Raw genomic sequence first — 14,722 nt, forward strand, 5'->3', positions numbered from 1 at the left:
CCAACGGCTGTTTTCACCGGTTCATCGAGGCGTGTTCACGCATGTTGTGGTTGCCGGTGTCGACCCAGATGGTGTTGTGCACGATGCGGTCCATGATCGCGTCGGCGTGCACTCCTGATCCGAGCCGCTGGTGCCAGTCCTTCTTGGCGTACTGGGTGCAAAACACCGTGGACCCGGTGTCGTACCTGCGTTCCAGTAGCTCGAGCAGCATGCTCCTGATGGCGTCGTCGGGGTGGTCGAGCAGCCACTCGTCGATCACCAGCAACGTGAAGGCCGCGTACTTCTTGAGGAACTTCGTCGCTCCTTGTGGCTTGTCACTGGCCAGCGCCCAGGCTTCTTCCAGGTCGGGCATGCGGATGTAGTGGGCACGGATCCGGTGCTGGCAGGCCTGCTTGGCTAGCGCGCATCCGAGGTAGGACTTCCCAGAGCCGGTGAAGCCCTGGAACACCACGTTCTGCTGTCGCTCGATGAACGTGCAGGTCCCGAGCTGGGCGATCACCTGACGGTCCAGCCCACGTTCCTCGACCAGATCGAGCCGGCGCAGGTCGGCGCCGGGGTACCGCAGTCCGGCGCGGCGGATCAGGCCCTCGACCTTGGCGTGGTTGAACGTCGAGTGTGCCTCGTCGACCACCAACCGGAGCCGTTCACCGAAGCCCATCCCGAGTGTGAGGGTGTCGTCCTGGGCCTCGAGCGCCTCCAGCAGCGGCGCGGCGCCCATCTCACGCAGCTTGCGCTTGGTCTCGATGTCGATGCCGTTCACTTGGCACCGCCCGCGTAGTAGCCGGCACCACGGACGTAGCCACCGGCTTCTGCTGGTTCCTCGCGTGGTGGCCGCAGCCCGGCGGTCTTGTCCTGCCCGGTGACCAAGATGGGGTGCAGGTGCGCATAGCGCGGGGACCGCACCCGACCTGCCAACGCCAGCCGGGAGGCTGCCTCGACCCGCTCGGCCGAGAAACGTCGCGACAGCCGCAGCACCGCCAGGGCGGCGTCCAAGCCCTGCTCGTCGACCGGGACGGACTCGAAGATCCGGTTCACCACGCTCACCGTCGCCGGGCCGATCCGCTCAGCCCAGTCCCTGACCCGGTCCGGGTCCCACTGGCGATAGCGTTCGCCGACCGGGAGGTCGGCGTCGTTGGTGCGGTACTCGTTGGCCGCGTCCGGCGGCAGCAGCAAGTGGCTGCTCAGCCGCGCGGTGCCGCGGTAGGCCTGCAGCACCCGGTCGGTGATACGCAGGTCGACCAAGGCGCCGACGTGGGCGAACGGTACGGAGTAGAAGTTCTTCTCCCACACCACATGCCCGTTGCGCCCGACCCGACGCCCGTAGACCCACCGGCTGATCTCGTAGGCCGTTTGTGGCAGCGGCCGCAGCAGCGGCTGCTCCTCGGCCGTGAACACGCTCGCCCGCGAGCCGGGTCGCTTCTGGAACGGCTCGCCGTTGTAGGCCTCCACGCGGCTGGTGATGGCTGCCTTGAGCTCGGGCAGCGACGTGAACCTCTCATCACGCAGGTCGGCGATGATTCGCATCGCGACGTGCCACACCGTGTTCTCGACGCTGGCTTTGTCCTTGGCCTTGCGGACCCGGCCTGGCAGCACCGCGGCCGAGTAGTGCCCAGCCATCTCACGGTAGGCGTCGTTGAGGACGATCTCGCCGTCACGGGGATGCTTGATCACTCCGGTCTTCAGGTTGTCCGACACGATCCTTGGCACCGAACCGCCGAAGGCCTCGAACATCGCCACGTGAGCCCGCAGCCAGGTGTCCTGCTTCATGTCCAGGGTCGGCTCCACGAATGCGTACCGGCTGAACGGCAGGCACCCCACGAACAGGTACACCGTCCTCGTGGCTCCGCTGACCGGGTCGCTCAGTTGCATCGACGGGCCGGACCAGTCGACCTCGACGGTCTGGGCGGCCTTGTGACCCACACGCGACGCGACGCCGGTGACCAGCACGTGGCGCTGGTAGGTGCGGCAGAACCGGTCGTAGCCCATCGCTGGCTCGCCAGCCGCGGCACATGAGTCGGTGTACTCGCTGTGCAGCAGCTTCAGCGTCACCCCGACCCGGGCCATCTCTTTGTGGACCTGGTCCCAGTTCGGCTGGGCGAACACGCTCTCGTGCTCACCGCGTCCGGGGAACAGCAGCGCGTACACCTCGTCCTCTGGGCGTTCAGCGACGTCGTCCCAACTGATGCCGGCTACGTCCGCAGCGTCCAGCACCGCAGTGATGGACTTGCGTGACATTCCCTGCGAGGACGCGATCGCTCGCCCTGAGAGGCCCTCGGCTCGCAACTGCAGCACGAGCTTCGCCTTGATCTTCCGTACCATCGATGATCCGCTCCTTCCGCTGTGCGCCCTATACGCACGGCGGGAGGAGCCTAGAAACGGGTGGCCCCCAACGACGCCAACACCGGCCCCCAAGCCCGCTAACGAGCAGTCACCCCGACGGCCCCGGAACACGCCGCCGCTGGACCCCAGTAAGGCGAATATTCACTCACGAAAGGACGGTCGACCGGGTCTCGGCGCGGCGTCCCCGGGTCGGAGTCGGTGAGGGGTACCGGCGCCGGCCCGAGCTGCGTCGACCTGCGCCTCGGCTTCTGGCCACTGCCGCTGGCCGACGCGCTCCAGTCCCCACAGGGCAAAGAGCGAAGGGGCAACTGTGTCCGGAGTGTGTCCGCCTGCGCCCGATCTGCAATTCCATAGGAAATCACAACGGCCTCTGACCCGGTCGTAGCAGGTCAGAGGCCGTTGTGCTCTGCGCGCCTGTAGGGATTCGAACCCCAAACCTTCTGATCCGTAGTCAGATGCTCTATCCGTTGAGCTACAGGCGCCCGTCGCACGGCATGCCCTGCGACCCAAGGAGATTAGCGCAGACGCAGCGCGAGCCGAAATCGGGCCCGGGTCGCGGGCTCACCCACGCTCCACCCGTGCGTACGCCGCTCGGCCTGGGCTGCCGGTCAAGCCGTGCACGAGGGTGCTGCCGGCCACGACCGCGGTGCCGGCGGTGACCACGATCCCGCTGCCGGGCACCCGCTCGCCCACCTCGATCAGGTAGTAGAGCGCGGAGACCCCGATCGGCCCGAACCAGCCGAGGAAGAGCGCGTCGCGGCGGGGCAGCCGCAGGACCGGGGCGAGAGCCAGGAGCCACGGCAGCCGACGCAGGAGCAGCACCCCGACGACCAGCAGCACCAGCACCCACCCGGTCTCGGCCCAGGCCGACCACGGCAGGGCGACGCCGAGCAGCCCGAAGACCGGCAGCACGGCGTACTTGTTGAGCGCCTCGTCGACGGTCAGGGCGCGCACCCGGTCGTCGCTGGTCCAGGTCGCGTTCAGCACCAGCCCGGCCACGAAGACGGCGAGCACGGCGCCGACGTCGAGAAGGCGTGCGGCCGAGAGGACGCCGAGCGCCAGCACCAGGGTGAAGAGGACCGCCTGCGCCGGGCTCGTGTCCCGGTGCTGCTCGCCCAGCCGCACCGCCCGGCCGGCGCCCCACCCGGCGGCGGCCCCGAGCGCCAGCGCACCCAGGACGCTGCGCAGCACCTCGAGGCCCGCCTCACCGCCGGTCAGCGGACCGGCGACCGCCACCGCCACCACGACCAGCGGCAGGGCCAGGCCGTCGTTGGCGCCCGACTCCAGCGACAGCAGCTGACGGGTGCGCTCTTCGATGTCGCGCTCGGCCGGCCCGCCGGTCACCACGCTCGAGCTGAGCACCGGGTCAGTCGGGCACACCGCGACGCCGAGCAGGAGGGCGGCGCCGGCACCCAGCCCGGCGGCCGGCCCCAGCACCGCCCACGCCACCCCGGCCGAGGCCAGCGCCATCACCGGCATCAGCACGCCCAGCAGGAGCCCCACCGGCCCCGCGCGACGGCGTACGTCGGCGATCGGGTAGCGCAGGGCGATCGCCATCATCGACACCGCGAGCAGCACCACCGCCACCTCCCGGAGCTCGTGGGCGCCCCCGCCCAGCTCGGGCAGCGCCACCCACCCGAGCACCCGGGGCCCGACCAGCACCCCGGCCACCACCGCCAGCAGCGGCTCGGAGACCGGCAGCCGATCGATGCTGGAGGACAGGGCGGCGACCCCCAGACCCAGGACCGCCACCACGACGACGACCACCTCGACCTGCATGGGTCCAACCGACCCGTCCACCCCCGGCGCCCGCCTCACCCACCCGTGCGAGCCCCTGCGCCCCGGGCCCGCCGTGTGACCGACAGCACACAGCGTTGAACGATCCAATATGCGGGGTTAAAGAGCGGCGGTACATTCGCCGAAGTCCCAGGCGGGGACCCTCATCGGCACCGCACCAGGACCCTACAAAAGTCGCCGGCAACGAGGCCACGCGATCCACACCAGCTCCACGACACACCGTCGATACGCTCGACGGCCGGGGCGCCGTCCCCGCATCCGCGAGGCCAGGCCCCGCGAATGCGCGAGAGGTAAGAGGCAGATGACCGCCCACCAGGCACTCACCGACGCTCCCACGACCCACCAGGGCATCCTGGACTTCGTCGCGGAGGTCGCGGCGATGACCAAGCCCGACGAGATCTACTGGTGCACCGGCTCCGACGAGGAGTGGACCAAGCTGACCGACGCGCTCGTCGGCACCGGCACGTTCACCCAGCTCAACCCGAGCATCAAGCCGAACTCGTACTACGCGGCCTCCGACCCCATCGACGTGGCGCGCGTCGAGGACCGCACCTACATCTGCTCGGTCGACGAGAAGGACTGCGGGCCCACCAACAACTGGATGGCGCCCGACGAGATGAAGTCGATCATGCGCGGCCTGTACGACGGCTGCATGACCGGTCGCACCATGTACGTCATCCCCTTCGTGATGGGTCACCTCGAGTCCGAGAAGCCGATGTTCGGCATCGAGCTGACCGACTCCGCCTACGTCACCGCCTCGATGCGCGTCATGGCCCGGATGGGCGCCAAGGTCCTGGACCGGATGACCGAGCTCGACGCCGACTTCGTGCAGGCCGTGCACTCCGTGGGCCACCCCCTCGCCGAGGGCCAGGCCGACGTGAAGTGGCCCTGCAACGACACCAAGTACATCGTGCAGTTCCCCGAGGAGCGCGCGATCTGGTCCTACGGCTCCGGCTACGGCGGCAACGCCCTGCTGGGCAAGAAGTGCTACGCGCTGCGCATCGCCTCGGTGATGGCCCGCGACGAGGGCTGGCTCGCCGAGCACATGCTGATCCTCAAGCTCACCAGCCCCCAGGGCGTGACCAAGTACGTCGCCGCGGCCTTCCCCAGCGCCTGCGGCAAGACCAACCTGGCGATGCTGCAGCCCACCATCCCGGGCTGGAAGGTCGAGACGCTCGGCGACGACATCGCCTGGATGCGCATCGGCGAGGACGGGCGCCTCTGGGCGGTCAACCCCGAGTACGGCTTCTTCGGCGTGGCGCCGGGCACCAACGAGCACACCAACCCCAACGCCATGCGCACCATCAACAAGGGCAACTCGGTCTTCACCAACGTCGCGCTCACCGAGGACGGCGACGTGTGGTGGGAGGGCCTGGAGAACCCGCCGGCGAAGGCCACCTCGTGGAAGGGCGAGCCCTGGACCCCCGAGTCCGACGAGCTCTCCAGCCACCCCAACAGCCGCTACTGCACCCCGATCAAGCAGTGCGACATCCTCGCCGCCGAGTACGACGACCCGCGCGGCGTCCCGATCGACGCCATCCTCTTCGGTGGTCGCCGCAAGACCACCGTGCCGCTGGTCTTCGAGGCCCGCGACTGGACCCACGGCACCTTCCTCGGCGCCACCCTCTCCTCGGAGACCACCGCCGCCGCGACCGGCGCGGTCGGCGTGGTGCGCCGCGACCCGATGGCGATGCTGCCCTTCATCGGCTACAACGCCGGTGACTACTTCAGCCACTGGATCAACATCGGCAAGGACAACGACGCCTCCAAGCTGCCGCGGATCTTCTACGTCAACTGGTTCCGCCGAGACGACGAGGGCGGCTTCCTGTGGCCCGGCTTCGGCGAGAACAGCCGCGTGCTGAAGTGGGTCGTGGAGCGCATCGACGGCCAGGCCGCGGCCGTGGAGACCCCCATCGGCCACGTGCCGACCCCGGAGTCGCTCGACACCGACGGCCTCGACATGAGCGAGGCGGCGCTGGTCGCCGCGCTCGAGGTCGACGCCGAGGAGTGGAAGGCCGAGATCCCGCAGATCCAGGAGTGGTTCGAGAAGTTCGGCGACGACCTGCCGGGCGTGCTCTGGACCGAGCTCGACGGCCTCAAGGCACGGCTCGGCGTCTGAGCCACCCGCGCGCCCCGCGCGCCAGCACCGGACCCCGCTCCCCCACCGGGAGCGGGGTCCGTGCATTCCGGACGGCTCCGTGGGGTACACCCGTGTGACAGGATCGTCCCCTCGGAGTCCCGCCGCCGGGCAGTCCCCCGGCAGATCCGCACCCAGGGCGCACCCGCCCCGTCAGCACAGGAGGACCAGGTGTCGAGCTACGGACCCGAGCACCGTGCGCTGCTGGAGTCGCAGGCCGCGCCGTTGTACGAGGCGGCCGTCGCCGAGGGCGGGCTGCGCACCGACGACCCCCGCCTCGCCGAGGAGGCCGAGACCCGCCCCGCGTTCGACCTGCTGGTCGAGCTGGGCCTGCTGCACCTGGACCCCGAGGGCGCGTCGTACCTGCCCGAGGACCCGACCAGCGTGCAGTCGCGGGTCGTCTCGCCGTTGAGCCAGGACGCCGGCCGCCTGCTCGAGGAGTCCTCGCAGTGGGCCCGGGCCTTCGGCGGCCTGGCCCAGACCTGGCGACGCGCCCCGCACAGCGAGCGCGGCGGGCCGTTCACCTACCTGCGCGACCACGCCATCAGCACCTACCTCGACGGTCTCGTGGCCGAGGTCGAGGAGGAGATGCTCACCGCCCAGCCGCAGGCCGGCCGCGACGCCGCCACCCTCGAGGCCGCCGCCCGGCGTGACATCGCGGCGCTCGAGCGGGGCGTGCGCATCCGCACGCTCTACCAGCACAGCGCCCGGCGCAGCACGGTCACGCACCGCTACGTGGCGTCGGTGACCGAGCGGGGCGCCGAGGTCCGCACCCTCGACGAGTTCTTCAACCGGATGATCGTCGTCGACCGGCGGGTCGCGGTGATCCCGGGCGGCGACGACCTGCGGGTGGCCATCGCGGTGCGCGAGCCGTCGGTGGTGGCCTACCTCGTCGACGTCTTCGAGCGGGCCTGGGAGCGCGGGCGCGCCTTCACCAACAAGGACACCTCGATGCTCAAGGACATCGCCGTGGAGCAGCGGCAGATGACCATCAGGATGCTCGTCGAGGGCCACGCCGACCCGGTCAGCGCCAAGCGCCTGGGCGTCAGCCCCCGGACCTACGCCGGCTACGTCGCCGACCTCAAGGACGAGTACGAGGCCGAGACCCGCTTCCAGCTCGGCTACACCATGGGCCGCCTGGGCCTCTCGGGCACCGAGTCGGACGCCTCGCGTGCCGGGTCGCGCCCGGACCCCGACGACGCGGCCGGCGGCGAGGGCTGAGGACGCACCAGAGGCCCCACCGGGACGGATGGGGCCTCTGGTGAACGGCGACGCCGCAGCGGGGGGACGCTGGCGTCAGCCGGTCAGGGGGCGACTGAGGGGGGACGGCTCAGGGCGCCTTGCGGCAGTAGCCGCCGCAACCCCAGCTGCTGTCCATGGCCTGGGCGGGGGCCACGAACCCGAGCATCCCGACGGTGACGGCGGTGGTGGCGACGACGAGCCCGGCCTTGCGGACGATCTTCATGGTGAACCTTCCTGGTGCTCCGGTCGGGCCAGGTCGTGGCCCGTGGGGTCCGAGTCTGCCCCAGCCGCGGCCCGGCGACACCGTGAGCGCCGGGCCATGTTCGTGCAATGCACAAACATGCAGACGGGCGAGAGGCGGCGGCGAGGACGCCCGGACCCGGACGTGGCACGACCCCCGAGGTCCTGGGGACCTGCGGGGGTCGTGCGCTGGCGGAGGCGGAGGGATTTGAACCCTCGATGGGGTTGTAGCCCCAAACCCGCTTAGCAGGCGGGCGCCATAGACCGGACTAGGCGACGCCTCCCGGCAGCGCCGACAGGCTACAAGGCCGGGGCCGCCCGCCACCAATCAGGGCGCCCGCGGACCTCAGCCGAGGGGCCGGTGGCCCTGGCCGGCGCGCAGGCGGCGCTGCATCTCGCGCACGAACTGCTCCCGGTCCACTGCCAGCGCCTCGACGGGGATCGTGGTGGCGCGCGCGTCCTCCAGGTGCAGCACGAGGCAGTCGATGCCGCGCACGGTGGTGGTCGCGGCCTGGCTCACCTCGCTCCACCGGGCCCGCTTCACGCCGGCACCGCGCACCGGCCCGACGACGTACCCCTCGCTCTCGGCGCGCAGCACGAAGGCCCGGTTGCGCAGCCACCAGCCCAGGCCGAAGACGCCCGCGACGCCCACGCCCAGCAGCACGACCAGCACGTCGGCGTTGACGCCGCTCACGGCGACGACGGCGGTGCCGGCGAACATCACCAGCGCCAGGGCCACGAGGCTGAGCCCGACCAGCCGCACCGTGAAGGCCTGCGCGAAGCGGTAGTCGTGCGGCGTGGGGAGCGGCGTACCGGACATGACCCGATTCCACACCACCGCTCTCGCGGGGCGCCACCCGGGCGCCCGGGCGCGGTCTTCTAGAGTGACCTGGCACGCGCCGGGCCCGGCGCGGGCACGGAGGGGTGCCGGAGTGGCCTATCGGAACCGCCTTGAAAGCGGTCGTAGGGAGACCTACCGCGGGTTCGAATCCCGCCCCCTCTGCCAGGCTCCCCGACGCCGCCGCTCAGCGGGTGAGGGTGAGCAGCAGGTCGCCCTCCTGGACGACGTCGCCCGGCGCGACCTTGATCGCCACCACGGTGCCAGCGTGCTCGGCGATGACCGGGATCTCCATCTTCATCGACTCCAGCAGCACCACCGTGTCGCCGACCTCGACGTGCTCCCCGGCGGCGACCGCCACCTCGAGCACGTTGGCGACCATCTCCGCCGCGATCTGCTGCACCTGTTCACGAGCCACGACTCGAACCTAGCCGTTACCGGCAGGTACGCCGGATCCGTCGCCCGGCGGTGCGAGGGACCGGCTCAGAGCAGCGCCTGGCCGCGCGCCGGCTCGGGCCGCCCGGCCGCCCGCTCCTCCGCGCGTCGCGCACGGCGACCGCGGGGCCCGGTAAGGCGCAGGTCGAGGCGGATCAGCGCGGCGCCGATGAGCACGCCGATCACCAGGCCGTAGCCGATCGAGAGGCCCACCTCGAGCAGCGCGACCGACGGGTTCATCATCGAGCTGGCCACCGACGCGGTGGCGGCCACGCCGAAGGCGCTGACCCACCAGCCCTGACGGCGCCGGGCCCGCATGTGGCAGCCCCACACGAGCGCCGGCACGCCGAGCACGGTGGCGATGGGGCGCGGGAAGGCGCCCAGGTTCTCGCGTGACCAGCGCACCACGTCGAGCAGGTCGGTGACCATGGCGCCGGGGCCGTAGCGGCGCAGCAGCTCGGCGTAGGCCAGGGTGAGCAGCAGCAGCGCACCGCCCACCAGCACGATCAGCAGCCCGCGCCGGCCCAGGCCGTGGAACCCGGCGCCGAGGCGGAAGACCAGGGCGAAGACGCCCAGCAGCGCCAGGCCGAGGGTGGCGTACTCGAAGCTGACCACGCTGACCACCGGCTCGAAGCCGACCACCGCCAGCGCCCCGACGGCGGCGACGAGGGTGGCCAGCAGCGCCTCGCGGGCCGCGTGCCGCAGCCGGCGCGCCGGCACGGTGCCCATCACCGCCAGCACCGCGGCCACCACGCAGGTCCAGACCGCCGCCCCGGTGCGCAGCCGGTCCTCGTCGAGCACCAGCACCGCGACCCCGATGGCCACCGCGAGGGTGCCGAAGACGACCGGACGCCCGCCGGTGCGTGCGGCCAGCGCCCACGTGAAGGCCCCGGCCACGGCGACCGATCCGACACCGGGCAGCCACGCCGGGCCCAGCTCGAGCACGCCCGCCACCAGCACCGCCAGCCCCCCGGCCACCATGACCGACCAGGCCACCAGCGGCCAGCGCGAGCCGGCCAGGCGGTCGACCGAGCTGCTGACCTGCGCGAGGCGGAGGGAGACGGCTGACGACACGTCGACGAAGGCTACAACCGGCGGTTGGCCAGCGAGGGGTTGGTGCGCCGCGCCTCGGCCAGCCGAGCGAGGTCCACCACACCCTCGACCAGTCCCGCGTCGGGACCGGCCTCGGCGAGCACGTCGCCCAGCGGGTCGACGAGCATGGAGTGCCCGCTGTAGCGCGGCGCGGGCTGCCCCGCGGCAGCGACGTACACGGTGTTCTCGATGGCGCGGGCCCGCAGCAGCGTGCGCCAGTGCTCGACCTTGCGCTCACCGGCCACCCAGGCCGCCGGCACCGCCAGCAGCTCGGCGCCGGCGTCGACCAGCAGCCGGGCCAGCTCGGGGAAGCGCAGGTCGTAGCAGGTCATCAGCCCCACCCGGACCCCGCCGACGTCGACCAGCGCCGGGGTCGGGTCGCCGGCGCTGAGCCGGTCGGACTCGCGGTAGCCGAAGGAGTCGTAGAGGTGGATCTTGCGGTACTCCGCCTCCGCGGCGCCGCGCACCAGCAGCGTGTTCCAGGGCCGCTGCGGGTCGGGACCGGTCTCGAACATGCCGGCCACGACCGTCGTACGCCGCTCGTCGGCCACGCGGGCCAGCTCGGCGCCGAAGGGGCCGTCGACCGCCTCGGCGTCGGCACTGACGTCGGAGCCGGCGGAGCCGAAGTCGCGGGCGAACGCCTCGGGCAGCACGACGAGGTCGTGGCCCTCGGGCACCAGCTGCGCCAGGCGGGCGCGGTTGACGGCGGGATCGGTGTCGGAGGCCTCCTGGACCAGGGCGACGCGCAGCGTGGTCATGGACACCAGCCTGCCAGCCGCGGGCGCTGCTGCCATCCTGCTGGCGTGGAGCCCGACGACCTGAGCGACCTCGCGGACCCGTCCTTCAGCGCCGTGGTGCTGGCCGGGGGCACCGCAGTGCGCCTCGACGGGGCCGACAAGGCCTCGGTCGAGCTGCACGGGCGCACCCTGCTGACCCACGCCCTCGACGCCTGCCTCGACGCCAGGGAGGTGGTCGTCGTGGGCGACCCGGTGCCGACCCACCGGCCGGTCACCTTCACCCGCGAGGACCCCCGCCACGGCGGGCCGGTCGCGGCCCTGCTGACCGGGCGCGACGCGCTGCTGCGCCCGGCGCGGCTGCTCGGGGTGCTCGCCGTCGACATGCCGCATGTGGGCCCCGGGACCTTCGCGCGGCTGCGGCGGGCGGTCAGCGGCGGGGTGGACGCGCCGGTCGAGCGCGACGGGGCGGTGCTGGTGGCTCCCGACGGGCGGCACGCGCTGGCGCTGGTGCTGCGCACCGACCGGCTCGACGACGTACGCCCCACCCACGAGGAGCAGCACGGCATGGCCCTGCGGCGCCTCCTGGCCCGCCTCGACCTCGCCGAGGTCCCCGCCCTGGGCCGCGAGCACCGTGACGTCGACACCTGGGCCGACCTGCGCGACCTCGCCGACGACTGACCCGTCCCCCTGCGCCGGGTCGTGGGTCGGGTCGTGGCCTGGGTCGTGGCCTGGGTCGTGGCTTGGGTCGTGGTCCCCTGACGCGTCCTGGCGCGTCCTCAGGCACACGACCCGGACCACGACCTGGACGACGAGGTACGCCGGTGTTGCGCCGGACGGCCCGGGTCGCCAGGCTTTGCCCGTGAACCTCCACGACTGGATCGACGAGCTCTGCGACGCCCTCGACCTCGACGCGGAGGTCGACGAGGCGCTGCTGCTCGACCTGGCCCGCGACGTGGCGCACGCCGTGGCGCGACCGGCTGCGCCGCTGTCGACCTACCTCCTCGGCCTCGCCGCGGGCGCCAAGGGCGGCGGCCCCGCCGTGGTCGAGGAGCTCGCCGAGCGGGTGCGCGCGCTGGCCGACGGCTGGGACCAGCCGGCCGCGACCGACACCCCCACCGCAGCGGCCGACGACCTCGGCACCGATGCCGCCCAGGACGACCTCGACGGGGCGACCGACCCGCTGACCGAGATCGAGGACCTCGACGACCTCCTGGGCCGCGACCCCGAGCCCGGGCACGAGGCCGCCGAGGAGGAGTAGGCGCGGCCCCTAGGGTGGGGGCATGCGTGCTGTCGTCGCCGACGGGTCCGGCGGACCCGAGATCCTGTCCGTGGCCGAGCTCCCCGACCCCACCCCGGGGCCCGGCGAGGTGCTGGTCGAGGTGGCCGCGGCCGGCCTCAACCGCGCCGACCTGCTGCAGCGCCAGGGCTTCTACCCGCCCCCGCCCGGCGCCTCCGAGGTCATCGGCATGGAGTGCTCGGGCACCGTCGCCGCGCTCGGCGAGGGTGTCGAGGACTGGGCCGTGGGCGACGCGGTCTGCTGCCTGCTCGCCGGCGGCGGCTACGCGTCGTACGTCGTGGTGCCGGCCGGGCAGGTGATGCCGGTGCCCGACGGGGTCGACCTGGTCACGGCCGCCGCGCTGCCCGAGGTGGCGGCGACGGTGTGGTCGAACGTCTTCATGGTCGCCGGGCTGCGGCCCGAGGAGTCGCTGCTGGTGCACGGCGGGGCCGGCGGGATCGGCACCTTCGCGATCCAGCTGGCGCACGCGCTGGGGGCGCGGGTGCTGACCACGGGCGGCACCCCCGAGAAGCTGGCGTTCTGCCGCGAGCTCGGGGCCGACGTGGCCATCGACTACCGCGAGCAGGACTTCGTCGAGGTGGTGCGCGAGAGCACCGACGGCGGGGTCGACGTCGTGCTCGACAACATGGGCGCCAAGTACCTCGCCCGCAACGTCGAGGCCCTGGCCACCGAGGGACGGCTGGTCGTGATCGGCATGCAGGGCGGCACCAAGGCCGAGCTCGACCTGAGCGTGCTGCTGCGCAAGCGTGCAGCGGTCATCGCCACCTCGCTGCGCTCGCGGCCGGTCAGCGAGAAGTCCGCCATCTGCGCTGCGGTCGTCGAGCACGTGTGGCCGCTGGTCGCCGACGGGTCGGTGCGCCCGGTGGTGCACGGCACGATGCCGCTGGAGCAGGTGCGCGAGGCGCACGAGCTGATGGGCTCGGGCGCGCACACCGGCAAGATCCTGCTCACCCTGTAGGGCCGCACCGGCCCGCCACGCCGCCTCCTAGGCTGGGGCCCATGAGCCAGCACCCCGACGAGCAGTCCCAGTCCGACGCCCCGTCCGACGCCCAGCCCGCGGGCCAGTCCGGTGACCAGGGCTCCCCCGCCGGGGAGCAGGACCAGCACGTCGTCATCGTCGGCCCCGACGGCCAGCCGATGGGGACCCTGCCGGCCTCGGCGCTCGCACAGGCCCAGCAGCAGGACGACGAGGCGGGTGAGCGCTCGATCACCGAGCTGGTCGAGCAGCCGGCCAAGGTGATGCGCATCGGCAGCATGATCAAGCAGCTGCTCGAGGAGGTGAAGGCGGCCCCGCTCGACGAGGCGAGCCGCCAGCGCCTCAAGGGCATCCACCAGGCCTCGATCACCGAGCTCGAGGACGGGCTGGCGCCCGAGCTGGTCGAGGAGCTCGACCGGCTCTCGCTGCCCTTCACCGAGGAGGGCACGCCCAGCGAGGGCGAGCTGCGCATCGCGCAGGCCCAGCTGGTGGGGTGGCTCGAGGGCCTCTTCCACGGCATCCAGACCGCCATCTACGCCCAGCAGATGGCCGCCAAGGCCCAGTTCGAGCAGATGCGCCGCAGCCTGCCCGCCGGGCCGGGGGCCCACGGCGCCCAGCCCGGCCAGCCCGGGCAGCCCGGTCAGGCCCCGGGCGCCGACCACGGCGACTCCGGCGGCATGTACCTCTGACCCGCCCCGGACTCCGCACCGAGTCGGCCCATTCTTCACCCTGAGCCGGCCCGAACTTCACACCGAGTCGGCCCATTCTTCACCCTGAGTCGGCCCGTACTTCCCACGGTGTCGACCCAGGTCCGCAGTCGGAGGGCGCCGGCCGGGTCAGCAGGAAGATTGCGCCGGGTCAGCGGGAAGTCTGGGCCGGGTCAGCGGGAAGTCTGGGCCGGGTCGGCGGGAAGTCTGGGCCGGGTCAGCGGCGGGCGAGGCGGCGGGCCAGCACCAGGCCGAGGCCGCCGACCAGCACCATCGCGGCGCCCGGGGCCAGGGCCCGGGGCAGGGGGGTGGGCTCGTCGAGGTCGAGCCGCTCGAACTGCGCCGCCGGCGGCTCGGCGGCCACGGGCGGGCTCGGGTTGGGGAAGATCTCCTCGATGTCGCGCACCAGCGCCGCGTCGCGGGTGGCGGTGCCGCTGTCGCCGGCGGCCACGAAGCGGCCCTCGGTCTCGGGGTCGGCGCTGACGAAGAAGACGTAGGACTCCTCGTCCTGCAGGCGCCCCAGGTCGCACCCGCCCGAGCTGCGGGTGGTCACCACCTCGACCTCGACCTCGGTGACCCGGCTGGTGCCCTTGTAGACCAGGTCGACGGCGACCTGGTGGGTCAGCTCGACGCCGCGCTGGCCACCCGAGCGGCGCTCGGCGCTGCTGGAGACCACGGTGCCGGAGAAGACGGCCTGGGCCTGGCGGGCCTGCGAGCTCACCGAGGTGTCGCTGTCGCACCGCTCACCGGTGGCTCCCGCGGGCGTCAGGAGGGCTCCCGCGCCGAGCAGCAGCCCCGACCCGAGGAGCGCGGCGAGCACCAGGCTGCCCACCACCGCGAACGGCCCGGACGGGCGCGCGGTCAGTCGTCGAGGGCTCGGCACG

At 72.5% G+C, this 14,722-nt stretch carries 15 protein-coding genes and 3 tRNA genes; 7 read left to right on the top strand and 11 right to left on the bottom strand.

Annotation, left to right across the window (positions count from 1 at the left end; translation table 11 throughout):
* Window positions 1-13: 13 nt before the first annotated feature.
* From JOE61_RS09510 to JOE61_RS09525, 4 genes are all read right to left on the bottom strand, one after another.
* Entirely contained in the window at window positions 14-760 is a 747-nt protein-coding gene (locus tag JOE61_RS09510) for an ATP-binding protein (protein WP_289016757.1), read from the bottom strand.
* Window positions 757-2,319, bottom strand: coding sequence for an IS21 family transposase (gene istA, locus JOE61_RS09515; RefSeq protein WP_204797200.1), 1,563 nt, complete (start codon window positions 2,317-2,319; stop codon window positions 757-759). The genes JOE61_RS09510 and istA overlap by 4 nt, the downstream gene beginning before the upstream one ends.
* 430 nt (window positions 2,320-2,749) lie before the next feature.
* Window positions 2,750-2,822: transfer RNA gene (locus tag JOE61_RS09520), tRNA-Arg, on the bottom strand.
* A 79-nt stretch (window positions 2,823-2,901) separates the two neighbouring features.
* On the bottom strand, window positions 2,902-4,119 hold the full coding sequence (locus JOE61_RS09525) for a cation:proton antiporter domain-containing protein (protein WP_193670860.1): 1,218 nt from the start codon (window positions 4,117-4,119) through the stop codon (window positions 2,902-2,904).
* A 319-nt stretch (window positions 4,120-4,438) separates the two neighbouring features.
* Here JOE61_RS09525 and JOE61_RS09530 point away from each other — a divergent pair, with 319 nt between their 5' ends.
* Together JOE61_RS09530 and JOE61_RS09535 are read left to right on the top strand one after the other, a co-directional pair.
* A complete protein-coding gene (locus JOE61_RS09530) occupies window positions 4,439-6,256 on the top strand; it encodes a phosphoenolpyruvate carboxykinase (GTP) (protein WP_193670861.1) in 1,818 nt (605 codons plus the stop codon).
* Between the two features lie 189 nt (window positions 6,257-6,445).
* Window positions 6,446-7,495 carry a phospholipase D-like domain-containing protein gene (locus JOE61_RS09535; protein WP_193670862.1) on the top strand — a complete coding sequence of 350 codons (1,050 nt, stop codon included), beginning with the start codon at window positions 6,446-6,448 and terminating at the stop codon, window positions 7,493-7,495.
* 109 nt (window positions 7,496-7,604) lie between these two features.
* Here JOE61_RS09535 and JOE61_RS22135 read toward each other — a convergent pair whose 3' ends face one another.
* The 3 genes from JOE61_RS22135 to JOE61_RS09545 all read right to left on the bottom strand — a co-directional run bounded on the left by JOE61_RS22135 (window position 7,605) and on the right by JOE61_RS09545 (window position 8,576).
* Window positions 7,605-7,739, bottom strand: coding sequence for a hypothetical protein (locus JOE61_RS22135; RefSeq protein WP_264675530.1), 135 nt, complete (start codon window positions 7,737-7,739; stop codon window positions 7,605-7,607).
* A 207-nt stretch (window positions 7,740-7,946) separates the two neighbouring features.
* Window positions 7,947-8,040, bottom strand: a tRNA-Ser gene (locus JOE61_RS09540).
* Window positions 8,041-8,102: 62 nt separating this feature from the next.
* Window positions 8,103-8,576: a hypothetical protein gene (locus JOE61_RS09545; RefSeq protein ID WP_193670863.1), complete on the bottom strand. Its 474-nt coding sequence runs from the start codon at window positions 8,574-8,576 to the stop codon at window positions 8,103-8,105.
* A 98-nt stretch (window positions 8,577-8,674) separates the two neighbouring features.
* Here JOE61_RS09545 and JOE61_RS09550 point away from each other — a divergent pair.
* Window positions 8,675-8,762: transfer RNA gene (locus tag JOE61_RS09550), tRNA-Ser, on the top strand.
* 19 nt (window positions 8,763-8,781) lie between these two features.
* Here JOE61_RS09550 and JOE61_RS09555 read toward each other — a convergent pair.
* From JOE61_RS09555 to JOE61_RS09565, 3 genes are all read right to left on the bottom strand, one after another.
* Window positions 8,782-9,012, bottom strand: coding sequence for a biotin/lipoyl-binding carrier protein (locus JOE61_RS09555; RefSeq protein ID WP_193670864.1), 231 nt, complete (start codon window positions 9,010-9,012; stop codon window positions 8,782-8,784).
* 65 nt (window positions 9,013-9,077) lie between these two features.
* The gene (locus JOE61_RS09560; RefSeq protein ID WP_193670865.1) at window positions 9,078-10,103 is read right to left on the bottom strand and encodes a hypothetical protein; all 1,026 of its coding nucleotides are present in this window, start codon (window positions 10,101-10,103) and stop codon (window positions 9,078-9,080) included.
* An 11-nt stretch (window positions 10,104-10,114) separates the two neighbouring features.
* Window positions 10,115-10,879: a carbon-nitrogen hydrolase family protein gene (locus JOE61_RS09565; RefSeq protein WP_227492320.1), complete on the bottom strand. Its 765-nt coding sequence runs from the start codon at window positions 10,877-10,879 to the stop codon at window positions 10,115-10,117.
* Window positions 10,880-10,924: 45 nt separating this feature from the next.
* Here JOE61_RS09565 and mobA point away from each other — a divergent pair, with 45 nt between their 5' ends.
* The 4 genes from mobA to JOE61_RS09585 all read left to right on the top strand — a co-directional run bounded on the left by mobA (window position 10,925) and on the right by JOE61_RS09585 (window position 13,820).
* Window positions 10,925-11,536, top strand: a complete 612-nt coding sequence (gene mobA, locus JOE61_RS09570; RefSeq protein ID WP_307822902.1) for a molybdenum cofactor guanylyltransferase — start codon at window positions 10,925-10,927, stop codon at window positions 11,534-11,536.
* Between the two features lie 181 nt (window positions 11,537-11,717).
* Entirely contained in the window at window positions 11,718-12,116 is a 399-nt protein-coding gene (locus JOE61_RS09575; RefSeq protein ID WP_193670867.1) for a DUF6457 domain-containing protein, read from the top strand.
* A gap of 22 nt (window positions 12,117-12,138) precedes the next feature.
* Window positions 12,139-13,113: an NAD(P)H-quinone oxidoreductase gene (locus JOE61_RS09580; protein WP_193670868.1), complete on the top strand. Its 975-nt coding sequence runs from the start codon at window positions 12,139-12,141 to the stop codon at window positions 13,111-13,113.
* Between the two features lie 41 nt (window positions 13,114-13,154).
* Window positions 13,155-13,820, top strand: coding sequence for a bacterial proteasome activator family protein (locus JOE61_RS09585; RefSeq protein WP_372440063.1), 666 nt, complete (start codon window positions 13,155-13,157; stop codon window positions 13,818-13,820).
* A gap of 235 nt (window positions 13,821-14,055) precedes the next feature.
* Here the strand turns inward: JOE61_RS09585 and JOE61_RS09590 are convergent, their stop codons facing one another.
* Entirely contained in the window at window positions 14,056-14,721 is a 666-nt protein-coding gene (locus tag JOE61_RS09590; protein WP_193670869.1) for a hypothetical protein, read from the bottom strand.
* Window position 14,722 lies beyond the last annotated feature (1 nt).

The sequence above is a fragment of the Nocardioides salarius genome, assembly GCF_016907435.1.
Taxonomy (GTDB): domain Bacteria; phylum Actinomycetota; class Actinomycetes; order Propionibacteriales; family Nocardioidaceae; genus Nocardioides; species Nocardioides salarius.